This is a genomic window from Gibbsiella dentisursi, assembly GCF_039539505.1.
GTDB classification, from domain to species: domain Bacteria; phylum Pseudomonadota; class Gammaproteobacteria; order Enterobacterales; family Enterobacteriaceae; genus Gibbsiella; species Gibbsiella quercinecans.
In genome coordinates this window covers 1,888,062-1,905,701 of record NZ_BAABDG010000002.1, presented here as the reverse complement: position 1 = coordinate 1,905,701, position 17,640 = coordinate 1,888,062, and the positions used below count along the sequence as shown (strand labels likewise).

The following is a 17,640-nucleotide window of genomic DNA, read 5'->3' as shown; positions in this document are numbered from 1 at the left end:
GGTGGGTGTTGCACGGGCACGCGAAAACCCCTCGCCAGAAACGAGGGGCAAAACGGCCTTACAGGCCGTTAACAAACTTCGGTTCGATAATTTGTTCTGGCGTGACCGGCTTGCTTACCAGTTTGGCTTCCGTGGCCGCTTTCAGCACGTGGGCAAAGGTCACTTTGGCGAAATGTTCGCTCAATACCTGTTTATTTTCCGCCAGCGTGTAGTACTTCACGCCGTCGAAGGCGGTTTCCAGGTCTGCCGGGCTGGCGCCCACCTGTTTGGCGATGATTGCCCGGCCTTCGGCGGTGTTTTGCTGATAGCGCTGCAGGGCGGCATCCCAGCTTTTTATCATCGCGGCTACCTGGCCCGGTTTGTTTTTGATGGCGTCATCACGCACCACCAGGACGTCGCTGATCAGGCCCGGATCGGATTCACCGCTGTAGAGCAGTTTTACGTTGGGATCCTGTTTTTTCGCCATGCTCAGGTAGGGCTCGTAGGTGACGGCGGCGGTCACGCGCTTGGCGATCAAGGCGCTGCCGGCGGAATCGGCCGGCATAGGCACCGGCACGATATCACTCCACTGCATGTTGGCCGAGGCGAGGGCGCTATGCAGCAGAATGTCGCTGGTGGTGCCCTCTTCATAGGCAACCTGTTTGCCCTTCAGATCGGTCAGGGCGTTGATGCCCGCGCCGACAATCAGCGCATCGGCGGTTTGGCTCTGGTCGAGCAGCAGCACGATTTTCACCGGCAAACCGGCGGAAACCATCCCCATCGCGGTATGCGTGGCGATATTGGCCGCATCGATTTGGCCGCTGGCCAGCGCGGCGTTAATGTCTTTGTCTTCGGCAAAGTTGATGATCTCAACCTTTTCCAGCCCTTGCTGTTTAAATAAATCCAGTTGGTTGGCTACGTGCCATTGGCCATAGCCCAGCCAGGGCTCAATGCCCATTTTAAAGGTACCGGGCTCCGGTTTGGGCAGCGGGGCGTCGGCGGCGAGTGCCTGGGCCGACAGCATCCCGATACAGCAGGCGGCGGCGAGCATTTTTTTCAACGTTGTTATTGGTTGCTTCATTAGAACCCTCATCTTTCGCACTGGTGAGTTGATGTCCTCATCGGTAATGTCCGTCCATGTATATACAAGCCAAAGCAAGTTAAAGGCCAATCGCGGCGGATCGGCGAGGATATTTATCAGCTAGCTGATTTATAAAAACTTTGATTTAGTTATGGGTTGCGCGAACGGCGGTTTTGCCTTGGCTTAGCGGCGCTTGCACCACCACTGAGCCCAACTTTGGCGCGGGTGGGCAATGATGGGGCGCCGTGTGGGCACCCGAATGTTTAGCGTTGGTTGAGTGAACGCAGATGACCATTGCGGCGCAGGGTCATCCCGGTGAAGGCGTGAAGATCAATGCGTCTGATAGCGGCCATTCCCGGATCTGCCGGCAATGGAACGGCAGGTCTGATAAAGACCGTCAATCAGGCCGCCATTGCGGCTGCGCAGATGGATCATGCCGAAGGCCGGACTCCAGTAGTCCGACTCCAGCGGAATACGCACGATCGCTTCAGACAACGGTCGATTTTGGGGCGGCAGCGGACAAAGGTTGAACACCGAATAACCGAGGCCGGCGGCCACCATATTGTATGCCATCTCGCGCGAACTCACCGTATAGGCGACCTGAGGTTTGATCCCATGATGATCGAAAAGTCCCGCGTAATAGCGCCGGGCACCGTCGAAATCGAGCAGAATGTATGGCTCTTCTTCCAACTCTGATAAATGGATTGTGTTTTTCCCGGCGAGCGGATGGGCCGGGTGCAGGCCGACGTGAAGGGGAGGTTTGAACAACTCGACGAACGCCAGCGAGGGGTGGAGATCGTCATTGAAGGTAAAAGCCGCCGCGAGTTTGTCGGAACGAACCGCTTCTGAAAGTGCTTTCGAACCGTGCTCAACGAGCTGGATATGTCCGTTCAAAACAGAACGGGAGAACTGAGCGAGCAGCGCCGGCATGATAAGTGGCCCCGCGCTGGCAAGCACCCCCAGAGAAATATCGCGCTCCCAATCCAGGGGGATATGCGCCGCCGCCTGTTCAAACCCCCGATAGGCGCTGAGAAACTCTTCGGCGAGCGCGGCGAATCGTTCCCCGTCGCGGGTCAGTTTCATTCCCTTGGCCGGTTCGCTGCGGAACAGGCTGATATGCAGCTTGGCTTCGATAAGGCGAATGGCTTCACGGATCGAGGACACGGAAACCGACATGCTTTCGGAAGCTTTAGCGAGCGAACCGGTCTGTTTTACCGCGACAACATAATGCAGGTGTTTGATCGAATAGGACACGTTTTCACCTGAATATTTATGATGACAGTTTGGTTAAAACATACATTTTATGTACGTATTGTTCAATATTAATGCATTTTTTCAAATTAACTATTTTCGCTAGTCTGACCTGGAAGACAAAAATCACATGTAATCCGGGGGACAGGTATGGAAAGAACGACGGCGGCGGTTTCCGCCCGCGAGCAGCATGAAACAGAGGCTAACGCGCCGGGGAGGACGGCGAGTATTGGGGCGGTCACACTTGGAAACGCGCTTGAGTTTTATGACTTTACCATTTACAGCATTTTTGCCGCCGTTATTGCCAGACAGTTTTTTCCGGCGGAAACGCCGTTGGGCAGCCTGCTGCTTTCGGTGGCGGTGTTCGGCGTCGGATTTCTGACGCGCCCGCTGGGGGGGATCCTGATCGGCGCCTATGCCGATCGAAAAGGACGGAAAGCGGCAATGACCCTGACCATCTCCCTGATGGCTTTGAGTTCGGCTTTGCTCGCCGTTATTCCGCCTTATGCGTCGATTGGCATCGCGGCGCCTTGTCTGGTGGTGCTGGCGCGTCTTATTCAGGGATTTTCCGCCGGCGGCGAAATGGGGCCGGCCACCACCTACCTGCTGGAGCGCGCGCCCGCCAACAAACGCGGCCTGTATACCAGTTGGCAGTCTGCCAGTCAGGGATTGGCTTTCCTGTTCGCCGGGCTGATGGGTTTTCTTATGACGCAGATTTTACCGCAAGAGAGTCTGGAGTCATGGGGGTGGCGCGTGCCCTTCCTGTTGGGCGTTCTGATTGCCCCAGTCGGCATCTATATCCGTAATCGGCTGCCCGAGACGCTCAATAGCGGGCAGGCGCACCGCTCGACAAAAGCCGTGCTCGCCGATTTGTTCGCTGGTCATGGCCGTACCGTGGTGCTTGCCGGTCTCGCTATCGCCGGCGGCGCCGTCACCATGTATATTTCGAGCTATATGACCACCTACGCGCTGACGACCCTCAAGCTGCCGATGGGCGTTGCCATGCTGGCGACCTTCGTCACCGGTGCCACCATGGCGGTAATGAGTCTGGTCGGCGGCTGGCTCTCCGACCGCTTCGGCCGCAAGGTGGTGATGATTATTCCGCGCGCGCTGCTGGTGCTGACGGCGTATCCCGCCTTCCTGCTGATCACGCATCATCAGACGGGAACCATGCTGTTGCTGATGGTCGCGCTGCTGGTGACGCTGCATTCAATCAATGCCGGCGTAATGCTGGGCATGATCCCCGAGTCTTTCCCAAGCCATGTGCGCAGCCTTGGCCTCTCGTTTTCCTACGCCGTGGCCGTCACCATTTTCGGCGGAACGGCGCAGTTTGTGGTCACCTGGCTGATTGGCATTACGGGTAATCCGATGACGCCGGCCTGGTATCTGGTCATCGCCAATGCGGTCGCCGTCGTTGCCATGCTGATGATGCGTGAGACGCGGCATGTCCGGCTTAATGATTAAATCGAGTAGGGGAATGGAAATAATGAAGAACACGATATTTGATGAAATCAGCGAATACCTGCCTGAATTAATCGCCCTGCGGCAGGATATTCACCAGCATCCCGAGGCGGCGTTCGAAGAGGAAAGAACATCCGGGATTATCGCCAGAAAGCTTGAAAGCTGGGGCATCGAGGTGACACGCGGGCTTGCCGGCACCGGACTGGTCGGCACCATCGTCGGCAACCGGCCGGGGAAACGCCGTATCGGGCTCCGGGCGGATATGGATGCGCTTAACCTGCAGGAAACGACCGGCTTACCGTATTCCTCTGCATACGAAGGGAAAATGCACGCCTGCGGTCATGACGGCCACACGGCGATGTTGCTGGGCGCGGCGCGCTATCTTGCCGAACATCCCGACTTCGCCGGGAGGGTTCATCTTATCTTTCAACCGGCGGAAGAGGAAGGCGGCGGCGGGCGTGTGATGATCGAAGAAGGGCTGTTTGAGCGCTTTCCCTGCGATGCCGTCTACGGATTGCACAACGAGCCGGGATTGCCGGTCGGCCGGTTCGGCATCCGGCCCGGCCCGATGCTGGCCAGCGTGGATACCTGGACCGTCAAATTCAAGGGCACTGGCGGGCACGGCGCGGTTCCTCATCGTGCCACCGATCCCAGCATGCCGCTGGCGCATTTCCTGCTGGGGCTGCAAACCATTATTGGCCGTAACGTGCCAGCCCGTGAGACAGCGGTTCTTAGCGCCGGTTATATTTCGGCGGGGCATGAGCGTTCCGCGAATGTCATTCCCAGCGAGATCGTCGTACGCGGAACCGCCCGCTCCTATGAGGCGTCGGTCAGGGATACGCTGGAACAGCGGCTGACCGAACTGGCGCTAAACCTGGCGGCCGCGCACCAATGTACGGCGGAGGTCTGCTATGAACGGGGATATCCCGCACTGGTCAACGCCGCGCCGCAAACGGAACTCGCCGCTGCCGCCGCCGTATGCACGGTGGGTGAGAAGGGCGTCGATGCGGCTTATCCGCCGATTACCGCCGGCGAGGACTTCGCCTATATGCTGAAGGCCCGGCCGGGCGCGTTTATGCTGATTGGCAACGGCGTTAAGCCCGACGGCAGCTATCATCATGTGCATACGCCGCTGTTTGATTTCAATGATGAGATCCTGCCGCTCGGCATCGGGTATTGGATCAATATCGTGAAGCTGGAACTGGGCGCGGAATAAGTGGTTTCGCAACCCCAACCATCCTCTTCTCTGGCTGTCTTTTATACACAACGCTCAGGGTTCATCACCCGGGATTTTTTGAACCTTCGCTGGGGCGTGGCGGCGGTAGAGGGCGCAGGAATAGGCACGATATCTGTCGTGACCAAATTAAACGGCAAGTGATGAGAGAAAAATGCTGTTAATTATGCAAAAATCCGACGATTCTTATTAACGGCGCGGCCTGCGAGTGCGATAATGTGCACAGAAAGCCGGGCTTGCATACCTCGGGTTTCTAACGGATCGCCAGCCTTCGGGTTGGCGATTCATTTTTTATCCTTCAGCATATTAATTGCCGCACCGATCAAAATGCGCGATTCAATATCCCGGTTGTTGTCCCGCTGTTGCTCCAGGTGTTTTGCCAAGGTTTCTACCGATAAAACTTCACCCCGATGGCGCAGTTCCATCACGCTTTCACCAATCAAGCGGGCGACTTCATCCCATACGGGTTTGATCTCCTGCTCCGAGAAATTCATGGGTTACCTCGGTTGGGTGATTTTTGCTCAATGTAGCAATTGTACACCCATGTCGCTACTCCAGGTGGCTAATCGGGCCGAAAACAGGAAGTATAAAAATTAATTCGTCAGTATTTCTTCTGGTTATTCACCTGATAATGAAGGTACCGAATAATCAAGGGAGGGAAGCGCAATGAACCTGGTGGACCAACTGGCTGAATATTACCGCCTGAGCCAACACGCTGAAGTACAGAATGGGTTGTGCCGCTGGTGGCTGCCGCAGGGGGAAGCGCGTATTGCCTACCTGCGCGAGCTGCTTGAGCCGCAGCTCGCACGCAACCTTAGCCGAAAGCGATTGCCGCCCAGCGCAACAGCAACAACCCCAGGCAAATCAACACCAGAATGATAAACATTTTCCAGTGTTTTAGCCGCATACGTTTGGTGACCACCTGAACCTCCTTATTCGCTTAGGCGCTAATATACCAGATACATGCAATGATAATGATGATAACCGCCACCGCGATCACTTTTAATAAATCACTGAAGGTATCATCGGGATCTTTATCGGAATTCTTCATATTTCCACCTGGTGCGGCGCTGCGGCTTACGTGTGTAGCCAACCAGTATGCCTGCGTAATACTCCCGGGCAATAGCCGACGGGTAAAATAGGGTAAATCCGTATTGGCGGTGGGAGGGATTGCCAATTCTGCTTCCTCACGTTGAGAGGGCGTATTATTCTGTTGCCTCTCTAATGCAATCACGCAGGGTAAATGATGTCAACAGCGGTACCGAAGAAGTATGAAAATGCCGAGCGTTGGGCTTTTGGCGATACCGAGCAACTGGCGGATGAGTTAGTCGCGCTGGTGCTCAATGGGCAGAAAACGGCCACCTGTTCAGCACTGGATGAAGACGGTATCCCGGTGGTGGGCGACGCTTTCGTCGTTGTCGACGGCAAGGGGGAGCCGGTGTGTGCGGTGGAACTGACCGCGGTCGATCTGAAAACCTACGATCAGGTGGACGAAGCCCATGCCTACGCGGAAGGCGAAGGCGACCGTTCGCTGGCGCACTGGCGCCGGGAGCATAAACGCTTCTTCGAAGAGTACGAGATGTTTTCACCGGACATGTCGCTGATCCTGATGCACTTCAACGTGGTGGAGCGGTTCTGATCGCTGGCTGTGCCGGGGCAATAAAAAAACGCGCAGTGCCGTTGCGGATCACAGCGCGCTCCTTGTCTTTCCAGCCATTATTTCAGTTTCATCACCCAGGCATCGGCCTGGCTATCGTAGTGGTGCTTATACAGCAAAGATTGTTTCCCATTGAGCACGGCAGGGATACTGGTGTGCTCATCCCAGCCATCCAACTGCATGCATAAATCAGGATCTGATTTACAGGGAATGCTCAACGTGCTGTCTCCCTCCGCCTGCCCATTGGCGGGGGAAAGATGCGCATCGTCAATCTCGAAGGTGCCGATTTTTACTACGGTTTTGCCCATAGGAACTCCTTACTCTGTGGGGAGGGAGGTACGACCAGTCCTTTATGAGCATAGTCAACAGAGCAAAAAATGCCACCGTGGGCGCCGAAGTCCGCGCTATGGGTGAAAATCCAGCGCGCCGTCGCGCACCAGTTCACGCGGCAGATTGTTTTTGATGCGGCTACCGATGCGTTTAGCGATTCCTAGCGGCTGATGCTGATAAGTGACGATGCACTCATCGGTTGCCGGTAAGTCGGTGGGATACAGATCGCGCCCGTGATACCACTCCTGTGCCAGCTCCGCGTTCAGCTCAAAGGCCTGCCGGCCACGGCCATCGCCCAGCGCAATCACGGCTTCGTGCTGCCAGCGGTAACCTTTCGGGAAGCGTTCGGCCAGCTTTAGGCCAATGCGGGAAAAACGTACCTGGCCGAAAAGCGGCTCCAGCTCGGCGGGGAACAGCCAAATTTCCTTATCCCGTTCCCACAGGCGGCTATTTTCATCCCATGCCAGCCCGGCCGCAGCGGCGCTCTGGCACAACTGGGCGGCTGCCTTGGCCGCGAGGGGGGTGAAGGGGAATTTGCCGACCTTGTAGCTGGGTTTAGGCAGCGCCGGGGCGGAGCCGTTTTTGCGCAGGCGCGCAACGAAGAAGCCTTCGCTGTCGTAAATCTGCGGGAAGACGTGCAGGAACCCTTCCGCCGTCAGCGCTTTTTCAGCGCCGGGGAACAGATCTCCCAGCGGTTCGACGCTTACCGCTTCGGGGTAGGCGGTCAGCAGGCCGTTCACCACCTGCTGGTTTTCCTGTTCGTTCAAGGTGCAGGTGGAGTAAATCAGCACGCCGCCGGGCTTCAATGCGTGAAATGCGCTATCGATCAGCTCGCGCTGGGTGGCGGCGATGCTGGCCACGCTTTCCGGCGACCAGTTGCTCATGGCGACCGGATCTTTGCGCACCACGCCTTCACCGGAGCACGGGGCATCCAGCAGGATGGCATCGAAGCTTTCCGGCAAGGCGGCGCCGAACACTCGCCCGTCGAAATGGGTCAAGGCGACGTTTTTCACCCCGCAGCGGCTGATATTGGCGTGCAGCACTTTCACCCGGCTGGCGGAGTATTCGTTGGCGACGACGCCGCCGGCATTGTGCATCAGCGCGGCGATTTGCGTGGTTTTTGAGCCGGGCGCGGCAGCCATGTCTAGCACTCGGCCCGGTGCCGTTTCTGTGGCGAACAGCGCGCTGGGCGGCAGCATGGAGCTGGCTTCCTGGATATAGAACAGGCCGCTCAGGTGCTCGGCCGCGTTGCCCAGCCGCAGCTCTTCATCGGCGCGGCTGATCCAAAACCCTTCGGCGCACCATGGGATCGGCTCCAGTTGCCAGCCGTAGCCCTGCACCAGCGCCAGGAAGTCCGCCACGCTGATTTTAAGCGTATTCACCCGCAGGCTGCGGCGCAGCGGGCGTTGGCAGGCGGCGATGAACGCCTCCATCGACAGTTCGGCCGGCATAATGGCGCGTGTTGATGCAAGAAATTCGGGCGGTAGCAATACGGAGGCGGGTTTGGCCACGGGAAACTCTCTGGGCTGTAAAAATGAAAGGCGGGATTTTAGCATGAAAATGCCGGGCGGGGGATTGCCCTCACCCCAACCCTCTCCCAGCGGGAGAGGGAGCCGATCGCGCGCGCTGTGAAACGTGTGGCTATATTCAGCAAGCGCTGGGGGTGAAGCGAGCACCAGACGATCCCCCCTCCCTGTGGGAGAAGGCCAGGGTGAGGGTACAGGAGTTAAAGCGAACACCTGTCGGTTCCCTCTCTCTGTGGGAGAGGGCTAGGGTGAGGGTACAGGAATTAAAGCGAACACCGGCCGGTTCCCTCTCCCTGTGGGAGAGGGGCAGGGTGAGAGTACAGGAGTTAAAGCGAACACTGGCCGGTTCCCTCTCCCTATGGGAGAGGGCTAGGGTGAGGGGGCCGTGAGGTTAATTCTGTGGGATCGCCGTGCCCCAGGAACGCCAATCCTTCGGCTCTTCGGCATTGAGCAGGAAATGTTTCCCCGGCCCAGCCTTAGGCGCCAGTGGAATGCTTGGCGGTGTGGCAAAAGCAATCCCGCCGCGGATAAACTGCTGGAAGGTACCGCTTTTTATAATCCCACCGGTAAGGCCAAACTGCAGGTTGTAACCGGAAGCCTGCCAGAACACGCTGTTGTTGCGCACCAGGTTCTGATATTTCTTACTGATCCGCAGCGCCACATGCACGCGATCCGACATCGCCCCCAGATAGAATCCGGTAACCGTCCCCACCTCAATCCCGCGGAAAAGCACCGGCGTGCCGATTTGCAGCGAGCCGGTGTCGCTGGCATCCAGCACCACGTTCAGGCCGTCCAGGTAACGTGAATCGGTGATGCTGGCTTCTTGCAGCTCAAACTCACGCCGCGTGCCGCCCTGGCCTGGCTCAATATTGATATAGGGCTGCAACAACGTATCCAGGTTATTGACCCCGGCCGCGGAAATTTCGGGGGAGACGACCGAGAAACGGGTGCCGGCGCGGGCAAAGGTAGCGACGTATTCCGGATACAGCACCGCCTTGGCCAACACTTCGCTCCGCTGTGGCGAGAGCTGCAATGATTCCACCTGGCCGATATCAATGCCGAGATAGCGGATCGGCATTCCCGAAGACAGCTTGCTGGCATTGTAGGTCTTCAGCGTGATTTGGCTGCCGACGGCGCGTGCCGCGGTTTCATTGCCGTACAGCACGCGTTTGGCGCCTTTGTCCAGCGTTACCCCTTGCAGGTTATCGAAGCTGATGGCGCCCTTGAGCGCCCGGTTCAGTGGCGAAGCCTGCACCGTCAGGCCGCTGCCGTTCAACTGCACCCTGGCGCCGCCTTCGGCCCAGAAAATGCTTTGCTCGGTAAGCAGCTTGCGGTATTCCGGGCTAATGTAGACATCCACCTCGAACTCATTGGCCTTGGGGCGCACATTGACGATCTCGCCAACCTGAAACTTGCGGTACAGCACGATCGAACCGGCCTGTACGTCCGGCAGGCTGGTCGCCGTCAGCGTCAGGGTAGGCAGCGGCGCATCGCCGGTGATGCCGGCTGCGGCCTTATCGGCATTGGCATACAGCGGGTACTGGCGGGCGGGTTCGCCTTTGCCGCCGGGAATGATGAGCACTCCGCCGTCAAGCCACTCCTGGGCGCTGGCGCCTTGCACGTTCACCCCGTCCAGGCCGAGTTTAATATCAACACGGCTGTTGACGACAAACTTGCTGTCTTTATGCAGCAGATCGCGATATTGGGCGTCGATCGCCGCCTGGAAGACCACGCCGCTGCCTGTCAGGGTGCGGCCGACGATCTGGCCCACTTTGATACCATGGATCAGCAGTGGCTGGCCGGCGTCGATACCGTAGCTTTGCGGCGCAGACAGCGTAACGGTGAGCACACCCGGTTGCTGCAACAGCGTTTCATTGTTATCCAGTACGTTGAAATGCTGCTGTGGCTCACCTTCACCGGGGATCAGCTCCAGCGTATTACCGGTCAGTAGTTGGCTTAGCCGGGCATCGTTGAGGCTGATTTTCGGGCTGTGCATCACAATACGAGTACCGCTACGCATCAGATCGACCACAGAAGGATCGACCGTCAGTTCACCGCTGACCTTGTTGTCCTGTTGCAGCGTCAGTTTGGTCAGCGTACCCACCTGCAGGCCTTGGTACATCAGCGGCGTATGGTTTTCATTCAACCCGTTGCCGCTCGGCAGATCGAGCGTGATGCTCACCCCGCGCTGGCTGTGGGCCAGATCCGGGTACAGCGTGAAGTTTTGATCGGCCTTGGCTGGGGTGCCCGGTGCCGGCGAATCGAAAGCCACCGCGCCATTAATCAAGGCCGCCAGGCTTTCCATTTGCACCGACGCCCCCGCGAGGCTGACATCGCCCTTAAAGCCGGAGACGTTCCAGAAACGGCTTTCGGATTTCACCAGGTGGGTAAAGCGGCGGTCAATCAGTACGTCGATCGTCACGCCTTTATTGCCTTCGGCGACGGTGTAGTCGTAAACGCTGCCGACCGGGAGCTTGCGGTAATAGACCAGCGAGCCGGAGGTGAGAGAGCCAAGATCGTCGGCATGCAGGTGGATCATTAACTCGCCGGTATTCGGGCGGTATTTGGGCTGGGTATCAAGCGCGCTGAAGTGGTCTTGCGGTTTGCCGCTGCCGGGCAGCATGCCGATATAGTTACCGCCCACCAGGGCATCCAGGCCGGAAACCCCGGCCAACGACGCTTTCGGCGTGACCAGCCAGAACTGCGTGCCTTCACGCAGCGAGTCCGCCAGTTCGTTTTTAACGCTGGCTTCAACCAAAATGGTGCGCAGATCTTTGCTCAGGCTGATGGATTGCACGGTGCCGACGTCCACCCCTTGATAGCGCACCGGCGTGCGGCCGGCAACGATGCCCGCCGCCGACTGGAATTCAATGGTGACGGTGGTGCCGCGCTCCAGGTAGTTGCTGTAAAGCAGCCAGCCTGCGATCAATAAAGCAATAAACGGCAGTAGCCAGAATGGCGAGATGCGGTGTTTCTTGGTGACCCGTGCTTCAATCGGTGTATTCGGCATTTCCTGTGGCATGCGCATCCCAAATCAGTCGGCTATCCAGCCATTTAACGGCAAGGAGGGTTAAGATAACTGCAGAACCGAAGTAAAAGGCTGCAGGCCCCATAGTAAAAGACAATAGCTGGTCGCGGTTAACCAGCGACATCATCAACGCGATGACGAATAAATCGAGCATGGACCAACGCCCAATCCAGGTCACCAGGCGCAGCAAGCGGATCCGGGTTTTCAGGTTGTGCGCGGCTTTAAGGTGGATGCTGAGCAGCAGGGTAATCAGCACGATCACTTTGGTGAACGGTACCAGTATGCTGGCGATAAAGACAATCCCGGCAATAGGCACGTTGCCGGAGGTCGCCAGCGACACCACGCCCGAAAAAATCGTGTCCTCAAGGCGCTCGCCATTGGCATAAATCACCGAAATGGGCAACAGGTTGGCCGGCAGCAGCAGGATCATGGCCGCGATCAGCGCCGCCCAAGTTTTCTGCAGGCTATAGGGTTGGCGCCGGCACAGTGGGGTATGGCAACGCGGGCAGCGCCCCTGCGCATCGGCGGTGCCGGTAAAATGGCATGCCAGGCAAACCTGCAGGGTTTCCGGTGAGCCTTCCCGGCGTTTCTTTTGCGGATAGTAACGCGCCCAAAGCTGCTCCAGGTTCATGTGGATCAGCGTCAGAATGCTAAGCAGCGTGAGCGACAGGTAGGCCACCAATCCATTGCCGAACTGAATATCGGCATATTCCTTCACCTTGATAGCGGCGACGGCCATACCTATCAGGTAGACATCCAGCATGATCCATTCTTTCAGCCGGGCCAGCATCAGCAGCACCGGGCGTAGGTTCATGCCAAAGGTATGGCCAATGCGCAGGTAGAGCAGGGAAAGCACCAGCGTTAGCGGGGCGCCGAGGGTACAAAAAGCCACCATGCTGGCGGTGAGCGGGTTGCCCTGGCTGCTCATCTGCCAGATGCCTTGCAGCAGGCTGGCGTTGATACTGGTGCCGAGCAGGTGAATGTTGATCAGCGGTTCGGTAAAGGCGAACGGCATCAGCAGCAGCATCGCCACCGCGATGGCGGTCAGGCGCTTCATCGACCAGTCGCGGCCACGCAGGGTTTTGGCGTTACAGCGCGGGCAAAATGCCGCCTGGTTCGCCGCCAGCCGTGGTACGCAGAACAGCAGATCGCATTCGCTACAGCGTTGATAGCGCGGCTTAAGCGGCTGGCTGGTGATTGCGTGTATTTCCATCATGGAAAATGGCTCTACGGGTTGGTGATGATAAACCGCCGATAACGGTGCATATTGATTACGGCGCGGGCCTGGCATTGCTTGTTCAGCGTAGCCGGAAGTTACGCCGCCTGCCGCGATTAATGGTAAAAAAGTGTCACCTCTGCCGCAGCCAAACATACCCTGAAGCAGAGGGTTTTGTGAAGCAACGGATGATTGGCCTTGTGACGATACGCATTTAATGCTTATTTATACGGGTTATGCTTCGGTTATCTACAGAGTGTTATGGTTAATAAATGAACAAAGAACAAAGCTATGCAGAATTAGCGCGCGATTTGGCGGCGTTGCTGGATGGAGAACGCAATTTTATTGCCGCCCTGGCGAACGCCAGCGCGTTGATTAATGAACGCCTGGATGACGTCAACTGGGTGGGTTTTTATCTGATGGATGGCGCTCAACTGGTGCTGGGGCCATTTCAGGGCAAGATCGCCTGTGTGCGTATTCCCGTGGGTAAAGGTGTGTGTGGAACGGCCGTGGCGGAAAACCGGGTGCAGCGCGTTGATGATGTGCATGCTTTCCCCGGGCATATCGCCTGCGACGCGGCCAGCAACGCAGAAATTGTCCTGCCGCTGGTGGTTGGCGGGCAAATTATCGGCGTTCTGGACATCGATAGCACAGTTTATCAACGCTTCGACGAACAGGATGAGTTAGGGCTGAAGGCAGTGGTGGCGGGGCTTTGCGCGCAATTGGAGCAGTGTGATAGTGAGAAATATGTCACTACAACGGTAAGTTGATCGACAGTTAACGTGGCAATTACCGATGGCGTCATTATAATGACGCCTGTTCATGCCTGCGCTGGTTGGCAAACCCGTTGTAATCAGGAAATTTCATGGAAAATCAACCTAAGTTGAACTCTAGTAAAGAAGTCATTGCTTTTCTTGCCGAGCGTTTTCCGCTCTGCTTTAGTGCCGAAGGCGAAGCTCGTCCGCTGAAAATCGGTATTTTTCAGGATCTGGTAGAGCGTGTGCAGGGCGAAGAAAATCTGAGCAAGACACAATTGCGCTCTGCTTTGCGCCTGTATACCTCAAGCTGGCGCTACCTGTACGGTGTCAAAGTAGGCGCTCAGCGCGTTGATCTTGACGGTAACCCTTGTGGTGAGCTGGAACAGCAGCACGTCGATCATGCCCGCCAACAGCTTGAAGAAGCTAAAGCGCGTGTTCAGGCACAGCGTGCCGAGCAAAATGCCAAGAAGCGTGAGGCCGCTGGCGTCGCTGCTACTGATGCGCCACGCCGCCCACGCGCTGCCGGCAAACCACCGGTTGCACGCCGTGAAGCCGGTGCTGCGCCGGAAGGCCGCAAGCCGCCGCGCCCACAAGCCCGCCCGCAACAAACACGCCAACCTCGTGCGGCAAAAGAGGAACGTCAGCCTCGCCCAGTGCCAGTTACGGATATATCGAAACTGCAAATTGGTCAGGAAATCAAAGTCAGAGCTGGCAAGAACGCTATGGATGCCACCGTGCTTGAAGTCGCTAAAGACGGCGTACGTGTGCAGCTATCTTCCGGTCTGGCGATGATTGTGCGCGCAGAACACTTGCAGTTCTGATACGGAGGCCAACTAAGGCATGAACAAATTTGTCAGATTGACCGCAGTGGCTGGCCTGCTGTGGGCTGGCGTCAGTTTTGGTGCGGATACCGCCAACATCCGCATTGATCAACTGCCGCAGCTTCACCAGGAACCCCAGCATGCGACAGTGAGTGAGCGCGTGACTTCGCGCTTCACCCGCTCTCATTACCGCCAATTTTCCCTTGATGCAGAGTTTTCAGGCAAGATCTTCGATCGCTACCTGAATATGCTGGATTACAACCACAACGTGCTGCTGGCATCCGACGTGGCGCAGTTCGCTGATAAGCGCAGCCAGATCGGTGAAGAGCTGAAAAGCGGCAAGCTGGACACTGCCTACGCGCTGTACAATCTGGCGCAGAAACGCCGTTTCGAGCGCTACAGCTATGCGTTAACGCTGCTGGATAAACCGGTGGCATTCACCGGCAACGACACGATCGATATCGATCGCAGTAAAGCCCCGTGGCCAAAAGACAAAGCCGAGCTGGATCGCCTGTGGGATGCGAAGGTCAAGTACGACCGCCTCAACCTGAAGCTGGCGGGCAAAAACGATAAAGAAATTCGCGAAACGCTGACCAAACGCTATCAGGCAGCCATCAAGCGCCTGACGCAGAGCAACAGCGAAGACGTTTTCCAATTGATCATGAATGCGTTCGCGCATGAAATCGATCCGCATACCAACTATCTGTCGCCGCGCAACACCGAGCAGTTCAATACCGAGATGAGCCTGTCGTTGGAAGGCATCGGCGCGGTGCTGCAGATGGATGACGACTACACCCTGATCAACTCCATGGTGCCGGGCGGCCCGGCGGCCAAGAGCAAGGCAATCACCGTGGGCGATCGCATTGTCGGCGTTGGCCAGACCGGCAAGCCGATTGTGGATGTGATTGGCTGGCGGCTGGACGACGTGGTTTCCCTGATCAAAGGGCCGAAGGGCAGCAAGGTGCGCCTGGAGATCCTGCCGGCCGGTAAGGGTACTAAAACGCGCGTGGTAACCTTGACCCGTGAGCGTATCCGCCTGGAAGATCGCGCGGTGAAAATGACCATCAAAACCGTGGGCAAAGACAAAGTTGCGGTGATGGATATCCCGGGCTTCTACGTTGGCCTGACCGACGATGTGAAAGTACAACTGCAGAAGATGGCTAAGCAAAACGTGAAAAGCCTGGTGATCGATCTGCGTTCCAACGGCGGGGGGGCGTTGACAGAAGCGGTTTCGCTTTCCGGCCTGTTTATCCCAAGCGGCCCGGTGGTGCAGGTGCGTGACAACAACGGCAAAATCCGTGAAGACGCTGATACCGATGATGTCATCTACTATAAAGGCCCGCTGGTGGTGCTGGTCGATCGCTTCAGCGCTTCGGCTTCCGAAATTTTCGCCGCCGCCATGCAGGACTACGGCCGCGCGTTGATCGTTGGCGAGCCGACCTTCGGTAAAGGCACCGTGCAGCAGTACCGTTCGCTCAATCGCATCTACGATCAGATGCTGCGCCCGGAATGGCCGGCGTTGGGTTCGGTGCAGTACACCATCCAGAAGTTTTATCGCATTAACGGCGGCAGCACCCAGCGCAAAGGGGTGACGCCGGATATCCTGATGCCGACGGGTATCGATCCGGCTGAAACGGGCGAAAGCTTTGAAGATAACGCCATGCCGTGGGATAGCATCAATGCGGCAAGCTACACCCGCTTTGGTGATTTGAAGCCGTTTGAGCCGGAACTGCTGAAAGACCATGAGCAGCGTATCGCTAAGGATCCGGAGTTCCAGTACATTGCCCAGGATATTGCGCGTTACAAAGCGTTGAAAGACAAACGCAACATCGTTTCTCTGAACTATGCGCAGCGTGAAAAAGAGAACCACGATGACGACGCAACCCGGCTGCAACGGATTAACGATCGCCTGGCGCGCGCCGGCAAGAAACCGTTGAAGTCGCTTGAGGATCTGCCGAAGGATTACCAGGAGCCCGATCCTTACCTGGATGAAACCGTGCATATCGCGCTTGATCTGTGGCAACTGGAAAAACAGCCGCAACCACAGCCGGCGAAATAACCTAAAATATAACGCTCCTTCGGGGGCGTTTTTCTTTCTATTTAGGCTGTTATGCACGGCCATTTTAGCCACGTAGCGTGTTACCTTGCCGCCATCATTCCTTCCAATAATGGTTTAGTGCGATCTAATTCGCTAAATCTTACGTCTTAATGCAACAACCGTTTACAATTAGCAATCTCCAACGAAAACGCAAATTTTGTAAAGTTTCGTATTTTTAGTAGGTTAATCGCAGGTGGCTCTTGAAATTGTGACAGATGCCCATACGATCAAGGGTATCTTTGGCAGCATTTGTTAACATTTACGAGGAAGCAAACATTTTATGATGCGTATAGCTCTGTTCCTGCTCACCAACCTGGCGGTGATGTTGGTTTTCGGACTGGTGCTCAGTCTGACAGGAATCCAATCCAGTAGCGTTCAGGGCCTGATGATCATGGCCGGCCTGTTTGGCTTTGGCGGTGCGTTTGTTTCACTGCTGATGTCCAAATGGATGGCGCTGCGCTCCGTGGGCGGAGAAGTGATTGAACAGCCGCGTAATGAAACGGAACGTTGGCTGGTTGACGTGGTCGGCCGCCAGGCGCAGCAGGCGGGTATCGCCATGCCGCAGGTCGCTATCTATCACGCACCGGATATCAACGCCTTTGCCACCGGCGCACGCCGTGACGCATCGCTGGTTGCCGTTAGCTCTGGGCTGCTGCAAAACATGAGCCGCGATGAGGCCGAGGCGGTGATTGCGCATGAAATCAGCCACATTGCCAATGGCGACATGGTGACCATGACGCTAATCCAGGGTGTGGTGAACACCTTCGTGATCTTTATTTCGCGCCTGATTGCGCAGGTGGCCGCCGGCTTCCTGGGCAACCGTGACGGCGAGGGGGAAGGCAACGGCAACCCGATGATTTATTTCGGCGTATCGATGGTGCTTGAACTGGTGTTCGGTATTCTGGCGAGCATCATTACCATGTGGTTCTCGCGCTACCGCGAATTCCATGCCGACGCCGGCTCTGCCAAACTGGTGGGCCGCGAGAAAATGATCGCCGCGCTGCAACGCCTGAAAACCAGCTATGAACCGCAGGAAGCGGGCAGCATGATGGCATTTTGCATCAACGGTAAATCCAAGTCGTTCAGCGAACTGTTCATGTCGCACCCGCCGCTGGATAAACGTATTGAAGCGCTGCGCTCCGGCCAATATCTGAAGTAACGTCAGTCGGTTTGGCTTGCAGAAAAACCGCTCGCTCAGGC

Annotated in this window: 15 protein-coding genes; 7 read left to right on the top strand and 8 right to left on the bottom strand. The window is 56.9% G+C overall.

Features of this window, described 5'->3' with window-relative positions:
- Positions 1–58: 58 nt before the first annotated feature.
- Together ABFX35_RS09125 and ABFX35_RS09120 are read right to left on the bottom strand one after the other, a co-directional pair.
- Complete coding sequence (locus ABFX35_RS09125; protein WP_279027284.1) at positions 59–1,060, bottom strand: ABC transporter substrate-binding protein; 1,002 nt, start codon at positions 1,058–1,060, stop codon at positions 59–61.
- Positions 1,061–1,390: 330 nt separating this feature from the next.
- Complete coding sequence (locus tag ABFX35_RS09120; protein WP_279027283.1) at positions 1,391–2,314, bottom strand: LysR substrate-binding domain-containing protein; 924 nt, start codon at positions 2,312–2,314, stop codon at positions 1,391–1,393.
- 147 nt (positions 2,315–2,461) lie between these two features.
- Here ABFX35_RS09120 and ABFX35_RS09115 point away from each other — a divergent pair, with 147 nt between their 5' ends.
- Both ABFX35_RS09115 and ABFX35_RS09110 read left to right on the top strand, forming a co-directional pair.
- Positions 2,462–3,775: an MFS transporter gene (locus tag ABFX35_RS09115; protein WP_279027281.1), complete on the top strand. Its 1,314-nt coding sequence runs from the start codon at positions 2,462–2,464 to the stop codon at positions 3,773–3,775.
- 22 nt (positions 3,776–3,797) lie between these two features.
- Positions 3,798–4,988 (top strand): M20 aminoacylase family protein, encoded by a 1,191-nt coding sequence (locus tag ABFX35_RS09110; protein ID WP_346080419.1) that lies wholly within the window; start codon positions 3,798–3,800, stop codon positions 4,986–4,988.
- A 302-nt stretch (positions 4,989–5,290) separates the two neighbouring features.
- Here ABFX35_RS09110 and ABFX35_RS09105 read toward each other — a convergent pair whose 3' ends face one another.
- Complete coding sequence (locus ABFX35_RS09105; RefSeq protein WP_095848507.1) at positions 5,291–5,500, bottom strand: hypothetical protein; 210 nt, start codon at positions 5,498–5,500, stop codon at positions 5,291–5,293.
- A gap of 320 nt (positions 5,501–5,820) precedes the next feature.
- Positions 5,821–5,892 carry a hypothetical protein gene (locus tag ABFX35_RS09100; RefSeq protein WP_279027296.1) on the bottom strand — a complete coding sequence of 24 codons (72 nt, stop codon included), beginning with the start codon at positions 5,890–5,892 and terminating at the stop codon, positions 5,821–5,823.
- 360 nt (positions 5,893–6,252) lie between these two features.
- Here ABFX35_RS09100 and ABFX35_RS09095 point away from each other — a divergent pair, with 360 nt between their 5' ends.
- Entirely contained in the window at positions 6,253–6,645 is a 393-nt protein-coding gene (locus ABFX35_RS09095; protein ID WP_346080917.1) for an ASCH domain-containing protein, read from the top strand.
- 77 nt (positions 6,646–6,722) lie between these two features.
- Here the strand turns inward: ABFX35_RS09095 and ABFX35_RS09090 are convergent, their stop codons facing one another.
- From ABFX35_RS09090 to yebS, 4 genes are all read right to left on the bottom strand, one after another.
- A complete protein-coding gene (locus ABFX35_RS09090; RefSeq protein ID WP_095848510.1) occupies positions 6,723–6,971 on the bottom strand; it encodes a YebV family protein in 249 nt (82 codons plus the stop codon).
- A 96-nt stretch (positions 6,972–7,067) separates the two neighbouring features.
- Positions 7,068–8,504: a 16S rRNA (cytosine(1407)-C(5))-methyltransferase RsmF gene (rsmF, locus tag ABFX35_RS09085; RefSeq protein WP_346080416.1), complete on the bottom strand. Its 1,437-nt coding sequence runs from the start codon at positions 8,502–8,504 to the stop codon at positions 7,068–7,070.
- Between the two features lie 406 nt (positions 8,505–8,910).
- Positions 8,911–11,541, bottom strand: coding sequence for a PqiB family protein (locus ABFX35_RS09080; RefSeq protein WP_346080415.1), 2,631 nt, complete (start codon positions 11,539–11,541; stop codon positions 8,911–8,913).
- A complete protein-coding gene (gene yebS / locus ABFX35_RS09075; protein WP_346080916.1) occupies positions 11,510–12,760 on the bottom strand; it encodes a membrane integrity lipid transport subunit YebS in 1,251 nt (416 codons plus the stop codon). Before yebS ends, ABFX35_RS09080 begins: the two co-directional genes overlap by 32 nt.
- A gap of 275 nt (positions 12,761–13,035) precedes the next feature.
- On the opposite strand from yebS, the gene ABFX35_RS09070 reads away from it, so the two are divergent.
- From ABFX35_RS09070 to htpX, 4 genes are all read left to right on the top strand, one after another.
- Positions 13,036–13,533: a GAF domain-containing protein gene (locus ABFX35_RS09070; RefSeq protein ID WP_279023420.1), complete on the top strand. Its 498-nt coding sequence runs from the start codon at positions 13,036–13,038 to the stop codon at positions 13,531–13,533.
- 95 nt (positions 13,534–13,628) lie between these two features.
- Complete coding sequence (proQ, locus tag ABFX35_RS09065) at positions 13,629–14,342, top strand: RNA chaperone ProQ (RefSeq protein WP_346080413.1); 714 nt, start codon at positions 13,629–13,631, stop codon at positions 14,340–14,342.
- A gap of 19 nt (positions 14,343–14,361) precedes the next feature.
- The gene (gene prc, locus ABFX35_RS09060; RefSeq protein WP_279023416.1) at positions 14,362–16,401 is read left to right on the top strand and encodes a carboxy terminal-processing peptidase; all 2,040 of its coding nucleotides are present in this window, start codon (positions 14,362–14,364) and stop codon (positions 16,399–16,401) included.
- A 319-nt stretch (positions 16,402–16,720) separates the two neighbouring features.
- Positions 16,721–17,599 (top strand): protease HtpX, encoded by an 879-nt coding sequence (gene htpX, locus ABFX35_RS09055; RefSeq protein ID WP_095848516.1) that lies wholly within the window; start codon positions 16,721–16,723, stop codon positions 17,597–17,599.
- Positions 17,600–17,640: the final 41 nt, after the last annotated feature.

Coding starts and splice junctions, on each gene's coding strand:
- ABFX35_RS09125 (WP_279027284.1), bottom strand. CDS start 1,060: ATGAAGCAACCAATAACAACGTTGAAAAAAATGCTCGCCGCCGCCTGC.
- ABFX35_RS09115 (WP_279027281.1), top strand. CDS start 2,462: ATGGAAAGAACGACGGCGGCGGTTTCCGCCCGCGAGCAGCATGAAACA.
- ABFX35_RS09110 (WP_346080419.1), top strand. CDS start 3,798: ATGAAGAACACGATATTTGATGAAATCAGCGAATACCTGCCTGAATTA.
- ABFX35_RS09105 (WP_095848507.1), bottom strand. CDS start 5,500: ATGAATTTCTCGGAGCAGGAGATCAAACCCGTATGGGATGAAGTCGCC.
- ABFX35_RS09095 (WP_346080917.1), top strand. CDS start 6,253: ATGTCAACAGCGGTACCGAAGAAGTATGAAAATGCCGAGCGTTGGGCT.
- ABFX35_RS09090 (WP_095848510.1), bottom strand. CDS start 6,971: ATGGGCAAAACCGTAGTAAAAATCGGCACCTTCGAGATTGACGATGCG.
- ABFX35_RS09080 (WP_346080415.1), bottom strand. CDS start 11,541: ATGCCACAGGAAATGCCGAATACACCGATTGAAGCACGGGTCACCAAG.
- yebS (WP_346080916.1), bottom strand. CDS start 12,760: ATGGAAATACACGCAATCACCAGCCAGCCGCTTAAGCCGCGCTATCAA.
- ABFX35_RS09070 (WP_279023420.1), top strand. CDS start 13,036: ATGAACAAAGAACAAAGCTATGCAGAATTAGCGCGCGATTTGGCGGCG.
- proQ (WP_346080413.1), top strand. CDS start 13,629: ATGGAAAATCAACCTAAGTTGAACTCTAGTAAAGAAGTCATTGCTTTT.
- prc (WP_279023416.1), top strand. CDS start 14,362: ATGAACAAATTTGTCAGATTGACCGCAGTGGCTGGCCTGCTGTGGGCT.
- htpX (WP_095848516.1), top strand. CDS start 16,721: ATGATGCGTATAGCTCTGTTCCTGCTCACCAACCTGGCGGTGATGTTG.